A 19066-nucleotide genomic window follows, 5' to 3' on the forward strand; every position below is an offset into this window, starting at 1 on the left:
CCTGCATCGAGAAGATCGGTACAGACGGACGAGCTTTTCTCACATCTCCTACAGCAACTGGACGAGGCAGAAATGCCTGGGGACCGTTCGTCCCAACATGAGAACCACGACAGCCATCGGATTTCAAGAACCCGTAATTGACGATGGTCCGGATAGAGATCGAGATCGATTTTGGACTCCGGGACTATCTCACCATTCTGCTCGTTCGAGCCGGTAGCAATGGCAGCGAGTGATCGCCCTTTATCAGCGCTCTCGTCTTCAGCTTAGATCGTGGAGATCCTTTGTGGTCGCCGGACCAATCGTGAACTCGGAGAAATGGACGCTCAGTCCGCTGCGTTCCGGCGTACAGGCCGTCGGACCAACCTCGTAAGTCTCGGCAACTGGAAAAGACGCCAGCCGAAGAAGGGGCCAAAAGCTCCGATCTCGCGATGCCTGAATCCGCATCGCCCCTTTTGACAGCGTGACGCGTATGTAGAAATCGTCAACCTGCTTGAAAGGCTGCGAGACGGACCAGTCCGATCGTCCGTCGGTGACAACCGTGCTCAGGAATGCCTCTCCGTCGGTGAACTCGACACCCGTCTTGACCCAACGGGTCTCATCGATCCGCACCATCAGGCCGGCCTGATCGTACAAGGTGCGAAACTCGCCTTGCACACGGATTTCCGCCGTGAACCCGTCCGCTGCCGGTATGCCGAGAAAATGGCCCGTATCACGGGTGAAGCCATAATAGGTCTCGCGCCAAAAATCCGTCTTCGCATCCGTCGTGATCCTCAGGCTGTCTTCCGTAACCTCCGCGTTGACCGGCTCGTTCAACCATCGTCCACGTCTAAAATCGATCGTCACAAGCAGGCTCCGTGCATCTGAGAATGAGAATGAGAATGAGAATGAGAATGAGAATGCGGTGCGTCGCACGAAATGCGCACGACCAACAATGGCAAAATCGGCTGATTTCGACACTTCCGTCAAGACCGGCAACACTTTAACAGCGCCCAATGCGGCGTTCCACGTCGCGTGTCCGATCACCGCCCCCTCGCCTATGGACTGCCGAGCGCGACGATTGCATCGATCAACGCTCCTCGCCCGCAGCAATTGGCTTCTGGCCCGGTGGGCCTCGATCTGCGGATCAGATTTCGGAAAGCGATGCGAGACTGGTCGATGCCGTGAAGACGACGCCTGTTTCGTTGTAATCGATCGAGGCTTTGCCACTCAGGCCGAGGCCCAGCATTCTGATCAGACGTGTCCCGAAGCCTGACTTCTGGGGCGTCACCACGGGCGGTCCGCCGCTCTCGGCCCAGCTGAAGTGGAAGTCCTCGCCCTCGATCCGCCACTCGATGCGAACCTCGCCGCCGCTTTTCGACAATGCGCCATATTTGGCCGCATTCGTCGCAAGCTCGTGCACCGAAAGCGCCAGCGTGTTGCTGCCCTGGTGGGACAGGAGAAAGTCGGGACCGGAGATGACAAAACGCTCGCCGGCATCGAAAGGCTCGATGGCGCGTTCGATGACTGCCCTGATATTGGCCGAAAGAAAGTCCCTGGACCGCAGCACATCGTGAGACCGGCCAAGCGCATCGAGGCGGCTGGTGATGTTGTTGCGCATTGTCGCCACGTCAAAATCGCCGCGCATCGACTGGTTCACGATCGACTGGACAGTCGCCATCATGTTCTTGATCCGATGCCCCATCTCTTGCGCAATGACGGCTTTCTCTGCCTCAATTGTCTTGCACGCGGTGATGTCCATCGAGATGCCGTTCATCATGATCGGCTGCCCGTCCGCGCTGAACTTCGTTTCTGCCCGAACTTCAACCCAGCTTAAAGTCCCGTCCGGCCGGACGACACGATACTCGACCTGGAGGTTGCCATCGGTGGAAAGAGCAGACATCACCGCATCCTGCCAGCGGTTGAAGTCACCTGGATGGATGGACGCCTTGAGTTCCTCGTAATCGAACCTGTCCGTCGGGCTGCGGCCAAAGTTCTTCTTGCAAAGAGCAGAACAAGACAGCTTCTGCGCTGGAACGTCGAGCGCCCAGGTTCCCAAACCACCTGTCTTGAGCGTGAAATTCAAACGCTCTTCGCTGGCAATCAGATCGGCGATCCGCTGCTCCAGTTCGAGCTGGTAGTCTTCCTGATGCTCAATGGCCTTGACCGCACGCTCGCGTGTGACGTCGTATTGAGTGGCAAAGAAATACACCAGTTCCTCGCCCTCAAAGACCGGCGAAATCAGCAGCCTGTTCCAAAAGATCGACCCATCCCGCTTGTAGTTCAGCAGGTCCAGTTCGACGGAACGGCGCTCCGCGATCGCCTGCTTAAGGCGACGAACGTCGTTGGCATTCGTACCCGGCCCCTGAAGAAACCGGCAGTTCTTGCCAAGCGTTTCCTCACGGTTGTAGCCCGTCAACCTGGCAAAGGCATCATTGACAAAGATGATCGGGTTATCCGCCTTTCGCGGATCGGTGATCACCATCGGCATCCGCGACGCGCGCATTGCGGCCGCAAACGGGCCGGCACCAGATACCAGCTCGCTGATTTCATGTTCGGTGTACAGGTGCTCGGGATTGTCCATGAGAAATCCATATACTCCCTTTGTTCTTTTGTATTGTGGAAAATGGATGTGGGACAAAAAGGAGTATTGGCTGTCGGCGCAATGCGTCCGCGGCGCCACCACACGGTCCCCGAAAGCGCTTACAAGCGATCTTGGCCCGGTTCCCCGCCAGGGTATATCCCCGTCCCGTGGGAGCGAAATGCAGGGCTACAGGATACAGATTTCCTATACGCATGCGACCTCAAATTCGGCATAGTGCCGGTTGCCCCGGGTGATGCGTCAATCTTTCGATCAGCCCGCGAACGACTGAGCTTTCAGGGAGAACTGCGCGCGTGAAGATTTGTATCGTCAACCCACCGCATACGGCGATCGGGAGCCGGGTTCCGGACGATCACCTGCCACCCTTGGGTCTCCTCTCCCTCGGTGGCCCATTGATCGACGCCGGGCATGACGTATCGCTCATCGATGCGGAGTTCGGACCAATGTCGATTACGGCGATCGTGTCGCAGATCGTGCTTAGCGCGCCCGACGCCGTGCTCATCGGGCATTCCGGCTCAACCTCGGCGCATCCGACAGCGCTTGCCATCGCGCAGGCAGTGAAGGCTCAGGATGACACGGTACTCGTCATCTATGGGGGCGTGTTTCCGACCTACCACTGGCGAGAGATACTGACCGAAACAAACGCCTTCGACGTGATCGTTCGCGGCGAAGGAGAGGCGACGATCACGCTCGTGATTGACGCTCTGGAGACAGGACGGCCTCTCTCGATGGTGAATGGCATCGCCTATCGCGGAGAGGACGGCAGCGCAAAGGCAACCGCCCCCGCACAGGCAATTGCCGACCTCGATAGCTGCAGGGTGGGCTGGGAACTGATCGATCATGCACGTTACAGCTACTGGGGCGGCAAAAGAGCCGTGGTCATGCAGTTTTCAAGAGGCTGCCCGCATCTCTGTAACTATTGTGGTCAGCGCGGCTTCTGGACCCGCTGGCGGCACCGAGATCCGGTGCTGTTCGCACGTGAAATCGCAAGGCTTCATCGCGACCATGGCATAGAATTGGTCAATCTCGCCGATGAGAACCCGACCTCGTCAAAAAAGGCGTGGAAGGCGTTTCTGGAAGCGATGATTGCGGAGAATGTTCCCGTCCTGATCGTGGGCTCCACGCGTGCCGATGACATCGTGCGTGATGCAGATACCTTACATCTTTATCGCAAGGCGGGCGTCATCCGTTGGCTTATCGGCATGGAGAATACGGATGAGGCCACATTGGCGTTGATCCGAAAAGGTGGCGGCACGTCTTCGGATCGCCAAGCGATCCAGCTTTTGCGCCAGCACGGTATCCTGTCCATGGCGACATGGGTCGTTGGCTTCGAGGAGGATCGCCCGAAGGACCTATGGCGTGGTTTCCGCCAACTTCTGTCCTACGATCCTGACCAGATACAGGCGCTTTACGTTACGCCACATCGCTGGACACCGTTCTTCCGGATCGCAAAGGACAGGCAAGTCATTCAGGCAGATATACGCAAGTGGGACTATAAGCATCAGGTCCTGGCCATGGCACACTTCCGACCGTGGTTGTTGTTTGCCTGCGTCAAAGCAATCGAACTGGCCGTCCAGGCGCGACCGCGCGCGATAGCACGCATCCTTTTTCATCCCGACCCGGAGCAGCGCCATTCGATGCGCTGGTATACCAAGATGGGCAGACGTGTATGGCTGCGCGAAATCGTCCAATTCATTGTCCAAGATCGATTTTTGGCCCAACGGCCAAGCCTGGAAGCATTCTGGGGAGATCCGCAAGATGCCGAAGAGGAATCGATGACGCTTCCCGCACCGCGCCGTAAACAGGTCAAGCAGAACGCGGCACACACTGGATAGTCATGGGACTGATATGGGAGCGAAATCGGTTCGGGCGTGGAAGATTGATGAATTCGTGTTCGACCCTCCACGTTCGAGTGGCTAACATTCCACAAACACCGACCTCAAACGGAAAGCCACCAGATGAGACCACCGAAAGCCATTTTGGAAACCGTGATCTATGCGACCGATCTTGATGCCGCGGAGCGTTTCTACCGTGATGTTGTCGGCCTCGAGGTGGTCAAAACTTTCAAGAACCAGTTCGTTTTCCTGCGCTGCGGCGAGCAGATGCTGCTGATCTTCAATCCGGAGACCTCACGTATCGCGCAAGGCGGCAATCCGCTTCCCCGTCATGGCACCACAGGGGCCGGGCATGTGTGTTTCAGGGCTGAAAACAAGGCAGAGGTCGATGCATGGCGCGATCACTTCGTCGCCAAGGGTGTAGAGATCGACCTCTATTTCCGCTGGGACAACGGCACCTATTCCGTTTACGTCCGCGACCCGGCCGGCAACTCCGTCGAGATCGGGGAAGTGGGTCTGTGGGCGAGTTGAAGAAGACGTCTTACGGCATGGCCCGAAAATCGGGATCGATTTTTGGAAAAGCACGATGCGTAGATTTCAAGAGTGAGGCCGGTCCTTAGTCCATCCAAAAGGACGCACGGCGTTTCAATCGGTACTTCCCTTGCGACACAAAAAAAGGCTCGAACGCCATGCGCCGAGCCCTCTTCATCATGTCTGTGGGGCGGCAGTCCTCTCAGGAGAACCGCCCTGCTTATTAGATTTGACGAACCGTAATCGTTTCTTCTTCGGCAACCTTCAGTGGGTTGCGAAGTGGCAGGCCAAAGCCGCCAGCTTCGATTTCGAAGACATCGCCGGCTTCGGTCTTGATACCATCGGCAAAGGACAGCGTCGCCGTGCCGAACATGTGCACATGCACTTCGCCCGGAACGCGGAACAGGCCGTATTTGAAATGGTGGTATTCAAGGTTCGCGAAGGTGTGGGACATGTTGTCCTCACCGGAAACGAAAGGCTTTTCGAAAATCACCTTGCCGTCGCGCAGGATACGGGACGTGCCGCGGATGTCGGATGGCGGTGCGCCCACACGAATTTCCGGGCCGAAGCTTGCCGGACGCAGCTTGGAATGCGCCAGATAGAGATAGTTGATCCGCTCCGTCACATGGTCGGAGAACTCGTTGGAAACAGCAAATCCGATGCGCACGGGCTCGCCCTTGTCCGAAATCACATAGATGCCGGCCATTTCCGGCTCTTCGCCGCCATCAAGCGCGAAAGAGGGGGAAACGAGTGCCGCGCCCGGGGCTGCAGAGACATGGCCGTTGCCCTTGTAGAACCACTCTGGCTGAACACCCTTTTCGCCAGCCTTCGGCTTGCCGTTCTCCAGACCCATCTTGAACATCTTCATCGAGTCCGTCAGCGTGTCGTCCGAGGCTTCGCTGGTCTTCTTGTGCATGCTGTCGCGCGTGGCGGCAGAGCCCAGATGCGTCAGGCCCGTACCGGTCAGATGCAGATGCGCAGGATCGAGATGAGTGATCGGCGGCAGGAATCGACCTTCGGAATAGGCTTTCTCCAGATCGACCGCTTCGCCATAACCATGGGCAGCAATCACATCGGCAAGAGACTTGCCGCCATTGGCAGCTTCCATCGCCAGCGCATAAACCGACTCGGCATTGTTGACGGCTCGGGCCTCGCTGCCATCTTCACGCGCGGCAACGATGATCTTGCCGCTGGCGTCCTTGATTTGAGAAATGAGCATAGTTGTTCCTTCCTGGGCGTCCTCAAACGCCCCCTCCTCATGGAAGTGGCCGGAAACCGGCCACTTGCTATCGTTCAAAACTGTTGGCGAACGCTAAGGTCAGCCCTTGTTCTTGTTGTAGACGTCGAAGAACACGGCGGCCAGAAGCACGAGGCCCTTGACCATCTGCTGGAAGTCGATGCCGAGACCGATGATCGACATACCGTTGTTCATCACGCCCATGATGAAGGCGCCGATGACCGCACCGGTGATCTTGCCAACGCCGCCGGAAGCAGATGCGCCGCCGATGAAGCAGGCCGCAATCACGTCCAGTTCGAAGCCCACACCGGCCTTCGGCGTCGCCGAGTTCAGGCGCGTTGCGATAATCATGCCGGCAAGACCGGCGAGAACGCCCATGTTGACGAAGGTCAAGAAGCTCAAGCGTTCAGTGTTGATGCCCGAAAGCTTCGTCGCCTTTTCGTTACCGCCCATCGCGTAGATGCGACGGCCGATCGTGGTGCGACGGGTCACGAAGCTGTAGATCGCAATCAGCACCAGCATGACGATGAGAACGTTCGGCAGGCCGCGATAGGTCGACAGGCTGTAGCCGAGGAAGAGGATCGCAGCGGCAATCAGAACGTTCTGCACCAGGAAGAAGCCAAAAGGCTCGACCTCGATGCCATGCTTCTGATTCACCTGACGGCGACGGAAAGCCAGAACCAGAAGAACGACCGAAATCAAAATCGTCAGGATCAGCGAGGTGGTGTTGATGCCTTCGATGCCGCCAATATCCGGCAGGAAGCCGGTGCTGATGACCTGGAAGTCGGACGGGAACGGACCGATGTTCTTACCGCCGAGGACAAAAAGCGTCAGGCCGCGGAAAACCAGCATGCCCGCCAGTGTCACGATGAAGGACGGAATGCGGTGATAGGCAATCCAGTAGCCCTGGGCAGCACCGATGATACCGCCGACGATGAGGCAGATCAGCGCGGCCAGGAACGGGTTCATACCCCATTGGACCGTCAAAATGGCCGCTATGGCGCCGACGAAGGCGACGATGGAACCGACCGAAAGGTCGATATGCCCTGCCACGATAACGAGCAGCATGCCGAGCGCCATGATGACGATAAAGGAGTTCTGCAACACGAGGTTGGTCAGGTTGACCGGACGGAAGAGAATGCCGCCTGTGTAGAACTGGAAAAAGAGCATGATGGCGACGAGCGCGATCAGCATGCCGTATTCACGGATATTGGACCGGATATACGAGCCGACCGAGATGACGTTGTTCTCTTCGGTGGATGTGTTGGTCGAACTCATCAGTTCTTCTCCCCTGAGCGCATGATAGCGCGCATGATACTTTCCTGGCTCGCCTCTCCCTTCGGCAATTCGGCGACAATCCGTCCTTCGTTCATAACGTAGATGCGGTCGCAATTGCCAAGCAGCTCGGGCATTTCCGATGAGATCATCAAAACGCCCTTACCGTCGGCGGCAAGCTGGTTGATAATGGTGTAGATTTCGTATTTCGCGCCGACGTCGATACCGCGCGTCGGTTCATCCAGAATGAGGACGTCCGGGTTGGAAAACAGCCACTTGGACAGCACGACCTTTTGCTGGTTGCCGCCGGACAGATTGACCGTTTCCTGGAAGATGCCGGACGAGCGAATGCGCAAGCGCTTGCGGAAGTCCGTCGCGACCTTCATTTCCTGAATGTCGTTGATGACGGTTCCAGACGACACCCCGGCCAGATTGGCAAGCGTGGTGTTGTGCAGAATGTTGTCGTTCAGAACGAGACCCAGATGCTTGCGGTCTTCGGTAACGTAAGCCAGACCCGCATCGATCGCCTTGCGCACGGTGCTGACATCCACCGGCTTGCCGTGAAGCAGAACCTCGCCGGAGATCTTGTGGCCATAGGACTTGCCGAACACGCTCATGGCGAATTCGGTGCGGCCCGCACCCATCAGACCCGCAATACCGACAACCTCGCCCTTGCGGACGTTGATGTTGATATCGTGCAGGACCTGACGGTCCCGGTGTTGCTGGTGAAAGGCGTTCCAGTTCTTGACCTCGAGGATCGTCTCGCCGATCGGCACGTCACGCGGCGGATAGCGGTCTTCCAGATCGCGGCCCACCATGTTGCGGATGATCACGTCTTCGCTGATCTCTTCCTTGTGGCAGTCGAGCGTCTTCACCGTCATGCCGTCGCGAAGCACGGTGATCTGGTCGGCCACCTTGCGCACTTCGTTCAGCTTGTGGGTGATGATGATCGAGGTCAGCCCCTGGGTGCGGAACTCCATCAGCAGATTGAGCAGCGCTTCGGAATCGCTTTCGTTAAGCGAAGCCGTCGGCTCGTCAAGGATCAGAAGCTTCACGCTCTTCGACAGCGCCTTGGCGATTTCCACCAGCTGCTGCTTGCCGACACCGATATCGGTGATGAGTGTTTCGGGCGATTCCTTCAGGCCAACCTTCTTCAGCAACTCGCGGGTGCGATTGAAGGTCTGTTGCCAGCTGATGACGCCGTTTTGCGCGACTTCGTTTCCGAGGAAAATGTTTTCTGCAATCGACAGAAGCGGCACGAGCGCCAGCTCCTGGTGAATGATGATGATGCCGATATCTTCACTGTCGTTGATGGCGCGGAAATTGCGCAGCTCACCTTCGTAGTGGATTTCTCCATCATATGTGCCAGCGGGATAAACGCCGGAAAGGACCTTCATGAGGGTCGACTTTCCCGCGCCATTCTCGCCGACGAGCGCATGTATCTCACCTTGGCGAACCTTGAGGTTCACGTTTTCAAGCGCCTTCACGCCTGGAAACGTCTTGGTGATGTTGCGCATTTCGAGAATGGTGTTGTCCATATCACAATCCTGCGCCGTACAATCCGGCGTTCTTATTTGGATAAACGGGGAGCGACGATCACGTCCCTCCCCGCCACGATCATGAAGAAATTACTTCAGCTGGTCAGCCTTGTAGTAACCGCTTTCAACCAGAACCTTTTCAACATTGTCCTTGGTCACGGCAACCGGCTTCAGCAGGTAGGACGGAACAACCTTGACGCCGTTTTCGTAGGTCTTGGTGTCGTTGACTTCAGGCTCTTTGCCTTCCATCAGCGCGTTGACCATGTTGACGGTAACCTTGGCGAGTTCGCGTGTGTCCTTGAAGACGGTGGAGTACTGTTCGCCAGCCAGGATGGACTTGACGGAAGGAACTTCAGCGTCCTGACCGGAAACGACCGGCAGCGGCTGGTCCTTGGTGCCGTAACCTACGCCCTTGAGCGAGGAGATGATACCGATGGAGATACCGTCATAAGGAGACAGAACGGCATCAACCTTGGCGTCGGTGTAGTAAGCGGAGAGCAGGTTGTCCATGCGAGCCTGGGCCGTTGCCGGATCCCAACGCAGCGTGCCGACCTTGTCCATGCCCATCTGGCCGGACTTCACGACGAGCTTGCCGCTGTCGATGTAAGGCTTCAGGACAGACATTGCGCCGTCATAGAAGAAGAAGGCGTTGTTGTCGTCCGGCGAACCGCCGAAGAGCTCGATGTTGAACGGACCCTTGCCGTCCTTCAGGCCAAGCTTGTCGACGATGGAGGTTGCCTGCAGAACGCCAACCTGGAAGTTGTCGAAGGTTGCGTAGTAGCTGACGTCGCCGCTGTTACGGATCAGGCGGTCATAGGCGATAACCTTGATGCCCTGTTCGCCGGCCTGCTTGAGAACGTCCGACAGAGTCGTGCCGTCGATCGAAGCGATAACGAGGACCTTGACGCCCTTCGTGACCATGTTTTCGATCTGGGAAAGCTGGTTCGGAATGTCGTCGTCAGCATACTGAAGGTCGGTCGTGTAGCCGGCGTCCTGAAGCTGCTTGACGATGTTGTTGCCGTCGTCGATCCAGCGCGCGGAAGACTTGGTTGGCATGGCGATACCGACCGTGCCCTTGTCCTGCGCCCAGACGGGCGACGCAAATGCCGCAGCGCCGATAGCGCAGGCAGCAAACAACGAAATGATGGATTTCATGAACTCTCTCCCTTGGAACCCTTTTAGGCTTCTGTATCCTTACAGAATGCCGTCAAATTCATGCGCGGTAGTGAAGAATCGAGCTTACTCGAACGGGCTCCCTGAGCATAATCCGTCTTTCATCGCTCCTCCCCGGCACGAGGTGCAAACTGTTCTGAATCTATATAACTGTCAAATAGAATATCTCTCTTTTCCTATATCATTTTTGATATATTAAATCGATACAAATTTTTATTCTAAGCTCTCCTGCCATAAACGGTGACGAAAATGGAACGCGATGAAACGAATCTGAGTGAGTTTCCTTCGATCATCGAAGACAACCCCCTGTTGCGCGCCGGGCTGAAAATGACCCATTTACGTATGCTTGTGATGGTAGAAGAACACGGCCAGGTAAGCGCTGCGGCCGCAGCCCTCAACATGACGCAGCCTGCGGCCTCGCGCGTTCTGTCGGAGATGGAGGCCATCGTGAAGAGCCCGCTCTGTCAGCGCGCATCACGCGGCGTTGTCTTAACCAAGTTTGGAGAAGCCTTGGCAAGACGGGCCAAGAAGATCCTTTTGGAGCTGCGCGAGGCAAGCCGGGAGCTGGCGCAGATGAAATCCGGCAGCGGCGGCTCGGTCTATATCGGCGCGGTCACCGCGCCTGCCATCAGCATGGTGGTGCCCGCACTTCGTAAAGCAATGGATATCTATCCGGGCATCGAAATCAGCGTGCAGGTGGAAACCAGCAATATTCTCGCGCGCGAGCTTCTGGCAGCACGGCATGATTTCGTCATCGGCCGCATTCCAGACGATCTCGATCCGGCCTTGTTCAACGCCCATGAAATCGGCATCGAGCGCGCCTGTCTTCTGGTCGGCAAGAATCACCCGCTGCTGAATGCCCCGCCTGCCCGGCTGGAGGATATTTGCGACTACGACTGGGTGTTCCAGCCGCCCGGCACACTGCTGAGGCGCACGATCGAGGATGCCTTCCTTGCCCAGGGCGTCTCGCTGCCGCGTAACATCATCAACACGCCCTCCACCGTGCTCACCCTTGCCATTGTCAGCACCACCCACGCAATCGCGCCGCTTGCGCTGGAAATGGCCGAGTTTCTCTCCGGCCAGCATTCCCCTATGGGCGACATCCGCATTCTGCCGACCGAGTTTGAGCTCAGCGTCAAACCCTTCAGCCTGCTGACGGTGAAGGACCGAGTGCTGCCGCCCAGCGCCCAGCTTCTTTATGATCTGGTGCTGGAGGAAAGCCGCAAGGCCGCGTAACGCTCAAGGCTCGGGCAACATTAGAGTGATTCTCTCTGCGGGAAGCAACGACCGCCGCTGTAGACCTGCTAAAGCGCCGCGCGTCCTGTTGGACGCACAAGGCCGCTTTACTTTTTGAATCTACGCATCTTGCTGTCGCGCGGTCGCAAAGAGATGGGGTGTCATGCTTTTCGGCCAGTCGGTGTTCCAGTCTGTCGTCGCGCGCCTTGAGCGCGAGGCGGAAGATCGACCTGAGGAGGAAATTGCGACACCCTTTAGCGCGCGCGTCATCTTCGACCCCGGCCCCATCGCGACATCCGGCATATCCGAGACAGAGCCGGACAATCGCCCGCTCTCCGCCTATCTCGATGTGCTGGAGGAGATGCCGACCCTCGACATTGAGCCGAGGGATGAGGAGCCTGAACCGGCGCCGATGCCGATACCGGATTATCTTCAAAAGACCTCTCTGGCAGATGTCAGCCACGAGCTTGCCATCAACGACAGGGACACGCTGGAAAGCCTCAGCGAAAAGCGGCGGGCGTTTGCCAGGCTCAATCACCCCGACGCAGTCCCCGCTGCCTTTCGCGAGAACGCACATTTGCGCATGACAGCCGCCAATCTTCTCATCGACCAGGCCATCCGGCTTTTGCCGCTGATGGGCCGAACCTGAAAACCCGCCCGGTAAAGCGCGTGTGAGACCTCAGTCCTGCTCGGAGCGAACCGCCGGCTCTTCCGGCTTTGGCTCGGCCGGCTTGAAGGTAAACAGCAGCACATAGGCCGCATAAAGCGCGATGCCGCCGACGACGGTCATCCAGAAGGGCTCATTGTTGACGAACTCCAACACCGCCCAGCCGGCGCAGACGCCAACGATCAGCAGCCGCACCCAGAGCGGGCGATACATCGGATGGTTCGTATCGATCAAAAGCATGGTCTCTCCCTTGCGCCAGCCCCTCATGCGAAATCCACGCAAGCATCCGGCTTTACTGCATCGGCCTGAAAATCGAAATCGTTTTTCGGAAAAGCACGATGTGTCGATTCAAAAAGGTAAAGCGTCCTTTGGGCGTCCAACGGACGCACGACGCTTCAAGCATTTTGCCGAGCATATCCCCTCAGAAACGCAACAATGCAAGACCGCAGGCCAAAGAGAGGCGCGAGAATCCCCTATCCAACCGGATTGTGATCGACCGAAGGCCAATCCACTGCGCTGGCGTGGGCAGGATATGCCAACATTTAGAGAAGGCCGACGCGTGACCTATGGCAAGAGCCTCGCTCCAAGGTCAGGATCCAGCCAGAGGATTGGCATACCCATCCCGGCGCTATTGGAGAAACAGCCAGACCATTGTCCTTGATATGAGAGAACTTGCCCTAAGCGGCTCTGCGTGTGGACTGGCGAGCGACAGCACAATACGGATGAGGAAGCCCGCTCGCTACCTCTTGCCCCAGAGCCAACGCACAATGAAGGGAATGGCGTAGCAAGAGGTTTCGTCGAAGGATCGTGCTGCAATGGCGAACACCATGACGGGTCAGTCCGCTCATCGCAGACGCGCCACCCCTAACCCCTCAACAAAAAAGCGGCGCAAAACTGCACCGCCTTCAGGTGTTCAATGGAGAGCACCGAGCATTATCGTCCAGGATCAATCCTCGATCTTGCGCAACAGCCCCACAAGTTGATCGCGAGCCTTCTCGCCACCCAGTCGGCCAACGAGCTTATCCTCATGGGCTTTCCAGATCTGCAGGATTTCGTCGAGCGTGGCTTTGCCCTCTTCCGTCATCTCCAGATAATGCACACGGCGGTCGGTCGCTGATCTGCGGCGGGCGAGCAGCCCCTTGTTTTCCAAACCATCGATGATCGCCACGAAGTTGGCGCGCTGAATTCCAAGCGCCTCTGCAACATCGCTCTGCTTCAGATCGGTATTGTTCGCCACAACGATCAGCACGGAGAAATCAGCCGGACGAAGACCGTAGGCAAGAAGGCTCTCGTTGAAGTCCCCCACCACCGCGAGTTGCGCCCTCCGGAGCCTGTAAAGTACAGCTTCGGAAAGAATGGAGTAATCGACATCGAGCTTCGAGAGCTTGGAATGCCCAAGCGACGGCTCATCGGCTTCCGAGTATTTACCCTTCGCGCGACCTTGCTCAAAAGCCATATTCAAAGTCATCCCGGCCTCCTGTGATTCATCCGCTTGAGAGGTCATTAGCGGCATATGTTTATTAGAACAATGTTTAATAGTAATTAATCCATAGGTCTAGGGTTCGTACGGACGAAATCTTCCATCGTGGAAACGATAAGCACTTCCTACTATTAGCATCCCATAAATATTGGTTCTTACAACCAATATATTGTAAACAAACCACTAATCTCGCTCTTATCAAACTCGAGCGCGAAAAATCATCATGCACGTTCTCGTTAACTAGCCACTCATCATGCAACCGACGAAAGATGAAGTACAAATTCCAGCCCGTAAGAATTAGACACAAGCAAAGCGTGCAAGAAGTAATAGATGATTTTTAACCATACCGATTCATCGGCAACATCATTGTCGCCGGCGACATTTTACGGATTGAAGAGACAGGAAAGCTAGTTTAAGAAACCCGGCATATCCAAACGCGACTCAAAGACGCGTCACGAGTGCACCCGTAGCTCAGCTGGATAGAGTGTTGGATTCCGATTCCAAAGGTCACAGGTTCGAATCCTGTCGGGTGCGCCATTTTCCAAAAGTTCTCTTTGACGTGCATATGGCGCTCGCGATCCCATCTTCTGCGGATATTTGGTCTGCTGGAGACACGCCTTCGAAATCGCGTCAAACCACCGTCTTGACTCTTCCCAAAAATGAGAACATTTATAGAACAAATGAGAGAGTGAGACATGCCCGGAGCTGAGAAGATCATCGTGGTGCAGTTTAAGAAGGGGCGCGGCGGTATTGTGCCGGGGGATATTCGGCAGGCTTCCAACGCCGCCTCTGCCGAGAAGATTGCCGGTGCAATGGCGTCTCGCCATATTGGCGTTGCTGCCTATGCCGTCACCGTGGATGAGGAGAGTGGCGACATGGGCGATCCCCGTCTCCTGGTCTCTCATGGCGAGATTACCGACTTGATGCCTGACTGACCGGACGGGGATCAATCATCTTTCACATCAACGAGCAGGTGGCTCTGAAACAGGAGATCGGGAACGTGTGTGCCGAAATCAACGAACAGGTCGTGGATGTTGCGGCATATGTCATCCAATGCCACGACGGGGATGCGAAGGCGGCGGTAGAAACGCTGCTGGATGAGATCGAGCATCTGCAACAACAGCTTTCGGTCGCCGTTGCCGCCATGGGACGAGGATTTACGCGCGGGTGGATACCGAACGGCGAGCGGGAGTGACATGCGCCACCGTCGCGGTATCGATCTGGTGGGCGCGGGCGACGAGATAGCAGGACAAAAGGCCAACGAGGTTACATTTGCCGACCTGCCGCAATGGTATTCGGTCAGCGGCAAATGCGGACAATGCGGAGAGGTGAGCATGCTGGAGCGATGGGAATTACAGCGACGGTTTGGCAAGTCGCAGCAGTTGATGCCGCTGGAACGGAAGTTGCGGTGCAGCCGATGCGGCAACGGAACTGGCAACCATTTTGTCTTCGGGCATGTATCGCGCGATTGAGGACGGATGCTGCTTTGAAAGATGCAGATCGCCGCTCGACGATCGTCTTGCCTGTACACGCAGATTGATGCCGGGGAGAATGCCAGCCGCTCAGTGAGAGCCATCCGCCAATCGGATAGCGGCCACTGAAGCTAAGGCAAGTCTTTACTCACCGATCGCACCCACTCGGTCAACGGCGGTCGTAACCGCCACCCACGAACGACGCATCGAAACGAAGAGATAGGGAGAGGATCTCAGACAAAGAGGGGTCAAACACACGGTGACCTGCACATGGCGGGACGTAAAGCGGAGGTCGTCTTTCCGCAGCGCTATTTAACCCGCGGCTACAAAGGACGGATAGGCAAAACGATAGTGAGGTCGGCGCGATGGATAGACAAGAGACCGCACGGTTCCGCGCGACGCCTTAACCCTGACAGGAATTTTCATCAGCCATGCAAACGGAGGTTTCCAGCATGCGACGCGTTTCGTTTTTTTGTACTCTTTTCATGATCTCTCCAACACTGGCACTGGGCTGCTCCGAGCCCTCCAGCGATGTCCGCATTCCCAGGGCACCCTCCAAAATTTCGCAGCCCTCCTGCGTGCTTTATTCCAATTGCTCGGAGTATGACATGCGCTCCTACAAGAACGACGTCGCGACCTATATTCGCGCCCTGACGGAATATGCAGAGGACGCAGCCGATGCCGCCGATGCGGCGAAGGACTTTGCCAGCAATGCGGCAGACTATGCGCGATGCGAAGGCAGTGACGCCAGTTCACGCATACGGTGAGCTTTTATATTCGCACGCATCTCCCGGTATCACGGCGAAACGTTTGCCCACCCAAAGGGACGAAGGCGCCGTGCTCCATCTCGGCCGGGAGATGAGCGCAGGCATCTCCACCGCCTGCCCATCCGGATGGATTCATCACCCGGGCGAATCCTGCGGTCATCGTCCAGAACAGTTCAAATCGATGTCACTTCCAACTGAACACAAAGCGAAAGGATCAAACTCATGAAGCGACTTATCCTATCTTCCATCATGGTGCTTGCAGCAAACAGCGCCTTCGCCGAGTGCGGGATGAACGCGTCGCGATGCTTCAAGAAAGATGGAAGCACCTACGAACTCCAGCAGAATCTTGGAGGCGGATATGCCGTCAGCCGCGACGGCAAAAGTGAAGGAAGGCTCTCGCAAAATCTCAGTGGCTCCTGGACGTTGTACAGGCCGGACGGCACGACGGAAACGTTCGACCGAAAGCCATCGTCCATTCCGAAATACTGAAGCACGCCGCGCAAGGGGGTGCAGCGGTCTGTCGATAACGACAGACTATAAGACAACGAACTGAAGCGTGGTGAGGGAATCTGAAGATCGCGCCACGCTTTAAAGCATGGTCCGCGCAAAAGTGTGCAGCGGTTTTGCGATAACGACATGCGACAAAACAAGGGGCCAAAGCGAAGGAGTGAATCTGAAAGATCGCGACACGCTTTGGCAATTGCAGCCCACATCATTATACATTATAAAATAATATATAATGACTTAGGATGGAGGGCATTTATGCCGGTAACCAGAATCTCCGACAAGCTATCGGTCTCGACCCAGCCAAGTGTCGAAGACATCTGGGCCCTCCACTCGCAAGGCTTCACGACATTCATCAACAATCGTCCGGATGGCGAGGACACGTCTCAACTCGGCGCGAAAGTGGAGGCGCAGGCAGCGGGCCAATATGGTCTGGCCTATAGCCACATTCCGGTGACGATGAGTACCATCACCGAGGCGGACGTGCGGGCCTTCCAGGATGCCATGCGCCAGTCCGATGGCCCGGTTTTCGCCCATTGTAAAGGTGGCACCCGTTCGCTCAGCCTCTATGTGATCGGCGAAGTTCTGGATGGGCGGATGAAAGCAGCCGATGTCGCTGCCTTCGGCCGCGCCCATGGCTTCGACATGTATGTCGCAGAGACGTGGCTTGCCCGCCAAACCTCTCTGCGTCCGCAGGTGAAGGGCTTCTTCGACGCCCGCACCTTCAGCATTCAATATGTGGTCTCTGATCCCGATACCGGCAAATGCGCCATCATCGATCCGGTGTTGGATTTCGACGAGAAGTCCGGCGCCACAGCCACCATCAATGCCGATGCGATCCTCGATTATGTGCGTGCCCAAGGTCTCACCGTCGAATGGATTCTCGACACGCATCCGCATGCCGATCATTTCTCTGCCGCGCACTATCTGAAACACGAGACAGGTGCCCGCACCGCCATCGGCGAGCGCGTCGTGGATGTCCAGGCGCTATGGAAGGATATCTATAACTGGCCGGACCTCGCGACCGATGGCTCGCAATGGGACCACCTGTTTGCCCATGGCGAGACGTTCAAGATCGGCTCACTCGATGCGCGGGTTCTCTTCTCTCCCGGCCACACGCTCGCCTCGATCACCTATGTCATCGGCGATGCGGCCTTCATCCACGACACGCTGTTCATGCCGGATGGCGGCACGGCGCGCGCCGATTTCCCCGGCGGGGATGCGGATGCCCTCTGGCACTCCATTCAGGATATTCTGGCCCTGCCGGATGAGACGCGGCTTTTTACCGGTCATGATTATCAGCCGAATGGCCGAACGCCGCGTTGGGAAAGTACGGTCGCCGAACAAAAAGCCTCCAATCCGCATATTGCGGGCGTCAGCAGGCAGGATTTCACTACGCTTCGTACACAACGCGACAAGACGCTCCCCATGCCGAAGCTCATGCTTCATGCGCTACAGGTGAATATCTGCGGTGGCCGCCTGCCGGAGCCGGAGGCGAACGGCAAACGCTATCTCAAGTTTCCGCTGGATGCCTTGCAGGGAGCCGTTTGGGAATGACCGCTTTGCCAAAAGACCTGGTGCTTTCGCCTGCCGAAATGGCAGATCGCGCCGCAGATGTCGCCACCCTGCTGAAAACCCTGTCGCACCCGGCGCGGCTGATGATCGTCTGCACCCTGGTCGAGGGGGAGTTCTCCGTTGGCGATCTGGAAGAGCGGCTCGATCTGCACCAGCCGCATCTTTCCCAGCACCTCACCGTGCTCAGAGGCTCCGGCATTGTCGATACCAGGCGTGATGGCAAGCAGATTTTCTACCGTCTGACCGAGGAAAAGGCCGCCCAACTGGTCGCCGCTCTCTATAACATTTTCTGCGCAAGGGAGACGGCATGAGCCCTTATCTCGCCTCCCTTGCGGGCGGCCTGTTGATCGGCGCCTCCGCCGTCATGCTGCTCATCCTCAACGGTCGCATTGCCGGTATCAGCGGCATTGTCGGACGCCTGGCCAAAGGTGTCGGGCTCACCACCAATCTCGCCTTCGTGCTGGGCCTGCTGCTCGGGCCGATGGCCTATCTTTCTTTCTTCGGTGGCTGGCCGCAGATCGAGATCACCACGCCCTGGCCACTCATTGCGCTCGCAGGCTTGCTGGTCGGCTTCGGCTCGCGCATGGGCTCCGGCTGCACCAGCGGCCACGGCGTGCTGGGGCTCGCACGGCTGTCTCCCCGCTCCATGGCGGCGGTCGCGACATTTCTGGCAACGGGCATCGCCGCCGTTGCCGTCCTGCGGAGCATCGGATGATGAACCGCTCGATCCTTCGATTTTCCGCAGCACTGGCATCCGGCCTGATCTTCGGCCTCGGCCTGTCACTTTCCGGTATGCTGAACCCTGCCCGCGTTCAAGCCTTTCTGGATGTCTTCGGCAATTGGGACCCGAGCCTCGCTTTCGTTCTTGGCGGCGCTGTCCTTGTTGCCTTTATCGGCGGGCGGGCAGCACAACGCATGGGGCATCCCGTACTGGACGATACGTTCCACCTGCCGACAAAACAGAAGATCGATGCGCCGCTCATCATCGGCTCAGCGCTGTTCGGCCTCGGCTGGGGGCTCGGCGGCTTCTGCCCCGGCCCGGCCATCGCGTCTCTCTCGGTGACAGCACTCACCAGCGGTGCGCCGCAAGTCATCCTCTTCGTCGTCGCCATGCTTTTGGGTATGACGCTTCATGACCGCCTGTGGAGCAGGCGTCCCTAACGACACGGACTTGCCACGAAATTCGGCACCGGGACGT

The 19066-nt window shown here is 57.2% G+C and carries 21 protein-coding genes and 1 tRNA gene; 14 read left to right on the plus strand and 8 right to left on the minus strand.

What is annotated here, in order from left to right; all coding sequences use genetic code 11:
* Nucleotides 1-258 precede the first annotated feature (258 nt).
* Nucleotides 259-843, minus strand: a complete 585-nt coding sequence (locus EYC79_RS19695; protein WP_130979239.1) for a DUF1349 domain-containing protein — start codon at nt 841-843, stop codon at nt 259-261.
* A gap of 280 nt (nt 844-1123) precedes the next feature.
* A complete protein-coding gene (locus EYC79_RS19700; protein ID WP_130979240.1) occupies nt 1124-2560 on the minus strand; it encodes a PAS domain-containing protein in 1437 nt (478 codons plus the stop codon).
* Nucleotides 2561-2871: 311 nt separating this feature from the next.
* On the opposite strand from EYC79_RS19700, the gene bchE reads away from it, so the two are divergent.
* Together bchE and EYC79_RS19710 are read left to right on the plus strand one after the other, a co-directional pair.
* Complete coding sequence (gene bchE, locus EYC79_RS19705) at nt 2872-4413, plus strand: magnesium-protoporphyrin IX monomethyl ester anaerobic oxidative cyclase (protein ID WP_130979241.1); 1542 nt, start codon at nt 2872-2874, stop codon at nt 4411-4413.
* 123 nt (nt 4414-4536) lie between these two features.
* Nucleotides 4537-4944 (plus strand): VOC family protein, encoded by a 408-nt coding sequence (locus tag EYC79_RS19710; protein ID WP_130979242.1) that lies wholly within the window; start codon nt 4537-4539, stop codon nt 4942-4944.
* A 223-nt stretch (nt 4945-5167) separates the two neighbouring features.
* Here the strand turns inward: EYC79_RS19710 and araD1 are convergent, their stop codons facing one another.
* The 4 genes from araD1 to chvE all read right to left on the minus strand — a co-directional run bounded on the left by araD1 (nt 5168) and on the right by chvE (nt 10149).
* Nucleotides 5168-6163: an AraD1 family protein gene (gene araD1 / locus EYC79_RS19715; RefSeq protein WP_130979243.1), complete on the minus strand. Its 996-nt coding sequence runs from the start codon at nt 6161-6163 to the stop codon at nt 5168-5170.
* A 99-nt stretch (nt 6164-6262) separates the two neighbouring features.
* A complete protein-coding gene (gene mmsB, locus EYC79_RS19720; protein ID WP_130979244.1) occupies nt 6263-7459 on the minus strand; it encodes a multiple monosaccharide ABC transporter permease in 1197 nt (398 codons plus the stop codon).
* Entirely contained in the window at nt 7459-8994 is a 1536-nt protein-coding gene (gguA, locus tag EYC79_RS19725; RefSeq protein WP_062426279.1) for a sugar ABC transporter ATP-binding protein GguA, read from the minus strand. The genes mmsB and gguA overlap by 1 nt, the downstream gene beginning before the upstream one ends.
* A gap of 90 nt (nt 8995-9084) precedes the next feature.
* A complete protein-coding gene (gene chvE, locus EYC79_RS19730) occupies nt 9085-10149 on the minus strand; it encodes a sugar ABC transporter substrate-binding protein ChvE (protein WP_062426278.1) in 1065 nt (354 codons plus the stop codon).
* A 267-nt stretch (nt 10150-10416) separates the two neighbouring features.
* On the opposite strand from chvE, the gene EYC79_RS19735 reads away from it, so the two are divergent.
* Complete coding sequence (locus EYC79_RS19735; protein ID WP_062426277.1) at nt 10417-11403, plus strand: LysR family transcriptional regulator; 987 nt, start codon at nt 10417-10419, stop codon at nt 11401-11403.
* A 163-nt stretch (nt 11404-11566) separates the two neighbouring features.
* Nucleotides 11567-12052: a hypothetical protein gene (locus tag EYC79_RS19740; protein ID WP_130979245.1), complete on the plus strand. Its 486-nt coding sequence runs from the start codon at nt 11567-11569 to the stop codon at nt 12050-12052.
* 30 nt (nt 12053-12082) lie between these two features.
* On the opposite strand, the gene EYC79_RS19745 is transcribed toward EYC79_RS19740, so the two are convergent.
* A complete protein-coding gene (locus tag EYC79_RS19745; protein ID WP_062426275.1) occupies nt 12083-12310 on the minus strand; it encodes a hypothetical protein in 228 nt (75 codons plus the stop codon).
* A 706-nt stretch (nt 12311-13016) separates the two neighbouring features.
* The gene (locus EYC79_RS19750) at nt 13017-13538 is read right to left on the minus strand and encodes a MarR family winged helix-turn-helix transcriptional regulator (protein ID WP_207773695.1); all 522 of its coding nucleotides are present in this window, start codon (nt 13536-13538) and stop codon (nt 13017-13019) included.
* Nucleotides 13539-14010: 472 nt separating this feature from the next.
* Here EYC79_RS19750 and EYC79_RS19755 point away from each other — a divergent pair.
* From EYC79_RS19755 to EYC79_RS19795, 10 genes are all read left to right on the plus strand, one after another.
* A tRNA-Arg gene (locus EYC79_RS19755) sits at nt 14011-14087 on the plus strand.
* Between the two features lie 158 nt (nt 14088-14245).
* Nucleotides 14246-14485 carry a hypothetical protein gene (locus tag EYC79_RS19760; RefSeq protein ID WP_130979246.1) on the plus strand — a complete coding sequence of 80 codons (240 nt, stop codon included), beginning with the start codon at nt 14246-14248 and terminating at the stop codon, nt 14483-14485.
* Between the two features lie 65 nt (nt 14486-14550).
* Nucleotides 14551-14745 carry a hypothetical protein gene (locus tag EYC79_RS23630; RefSeq protein ID WP_207773694.1) on the plus strand — a complete coding sequence of 65 codons (195 nt, stop codon included), beginning with the start codon at nt 14551-14553 and terminating at the stop codon, nt 14743-14745.
* A gap of 1 nt (nt 14746) precedes the next feature.
* Nucleotides 14747-15022, plus strand: coding sequence for a hypothetical protein (locus EYC79_RS19770; RefSeq protein ID WP_062440059.1), 276 nt, complete (start codon nt 14747-14749; stop codon nt 15020-15022).
* Nucleotides 15023-15630: 608 nt separating this feature from the next.
* On the plus strand, nt 15631-15789 hold the full coding sequence (locus EYC79_RS23535; protein ID WP_165457083.1) for a hypothetical protein: 159 nt from the start codon (nt 15631-15633) through the stop codon (nt 15787-15789).
* 222 nt (nt 15790-16011) lie between these two features.
* Nucleotides 16012-16278 carry a hypothetical protein gene (locus EYC79_RS19775; protein ID WP_062426272.1) on the plus strand — a complete coding sequence of 89 codons (267 nt, stop codon included), beginning with the start codon at nt 16012-16014 and terminating at the stop codon, nt 16276-16278.
* Nucleotides 16279-16551: 273 nt separating this feature from the next.
* Nucleotides 16552-17850 (plus strand): bifunctional sulfur transferase/dioxygenase Blh, encoded by a 1299-nt coding sequence (blh, locus tag EYC79_RS19780; protein WP_130979247.1) that lies wholly within the window; start codon nt 16552-16554, stop codon nt 17848-17850.
* Nucleotides 17847-18179, plus strand: a complete 333-nt coding sequence (gene bigR, locus EYC79_RS19785) for a sulfite-sensing transcriptional repressor BigR (RefSeq protein WP_162746207.1) — start codon at nt 17847-17849, stop codon at nt 18177-18179. Before blh ends, bigR begins: the two co-directional genes overlap by 4 nt.
* On the plus strand, nt 18176-18583 hold the full coding sequence (locus EYC79_RS19790; RefSeq protein ID WP_130979248.1) for a YeeE/YedE family protein: 408 nt from the start codon (nt 18176-18178) through the stop codon (nt 18581-18583). The genes bigR and EYC79_RS19790 overlap by 4 nt, the downstream gene beginning before the upstream one ends.
* Nucleotides 18583-19029: a YeeE/YedE family protein gene (locus EYC79_RS19795; protein ID WP_130979386.1), complete on the plus strand. Its 447-nt coding sequence runs from the start codon at nt 18583-18585 to the stop codon at nt 19027-19029. The genes EYC79_RS19790 and EYC79_RS19795 overlap by 1 nt, the downstream gene beginning before the upstream one ends.
* Nucleotides 19030-19066 lie beyond the last annotated feature (37 nt).

Source organism: Agrobacterium cavarae, from assembly GCF_004310285.1.
In the GTDB taxonomy this organism is placed as follows: domain Bacteria; phylum Pseudomonadota; class Alphaproteobacteria; order Rhizobiales; family Rhizobiaceae; genus Agrobacterium; species Agrobacterium cavarae.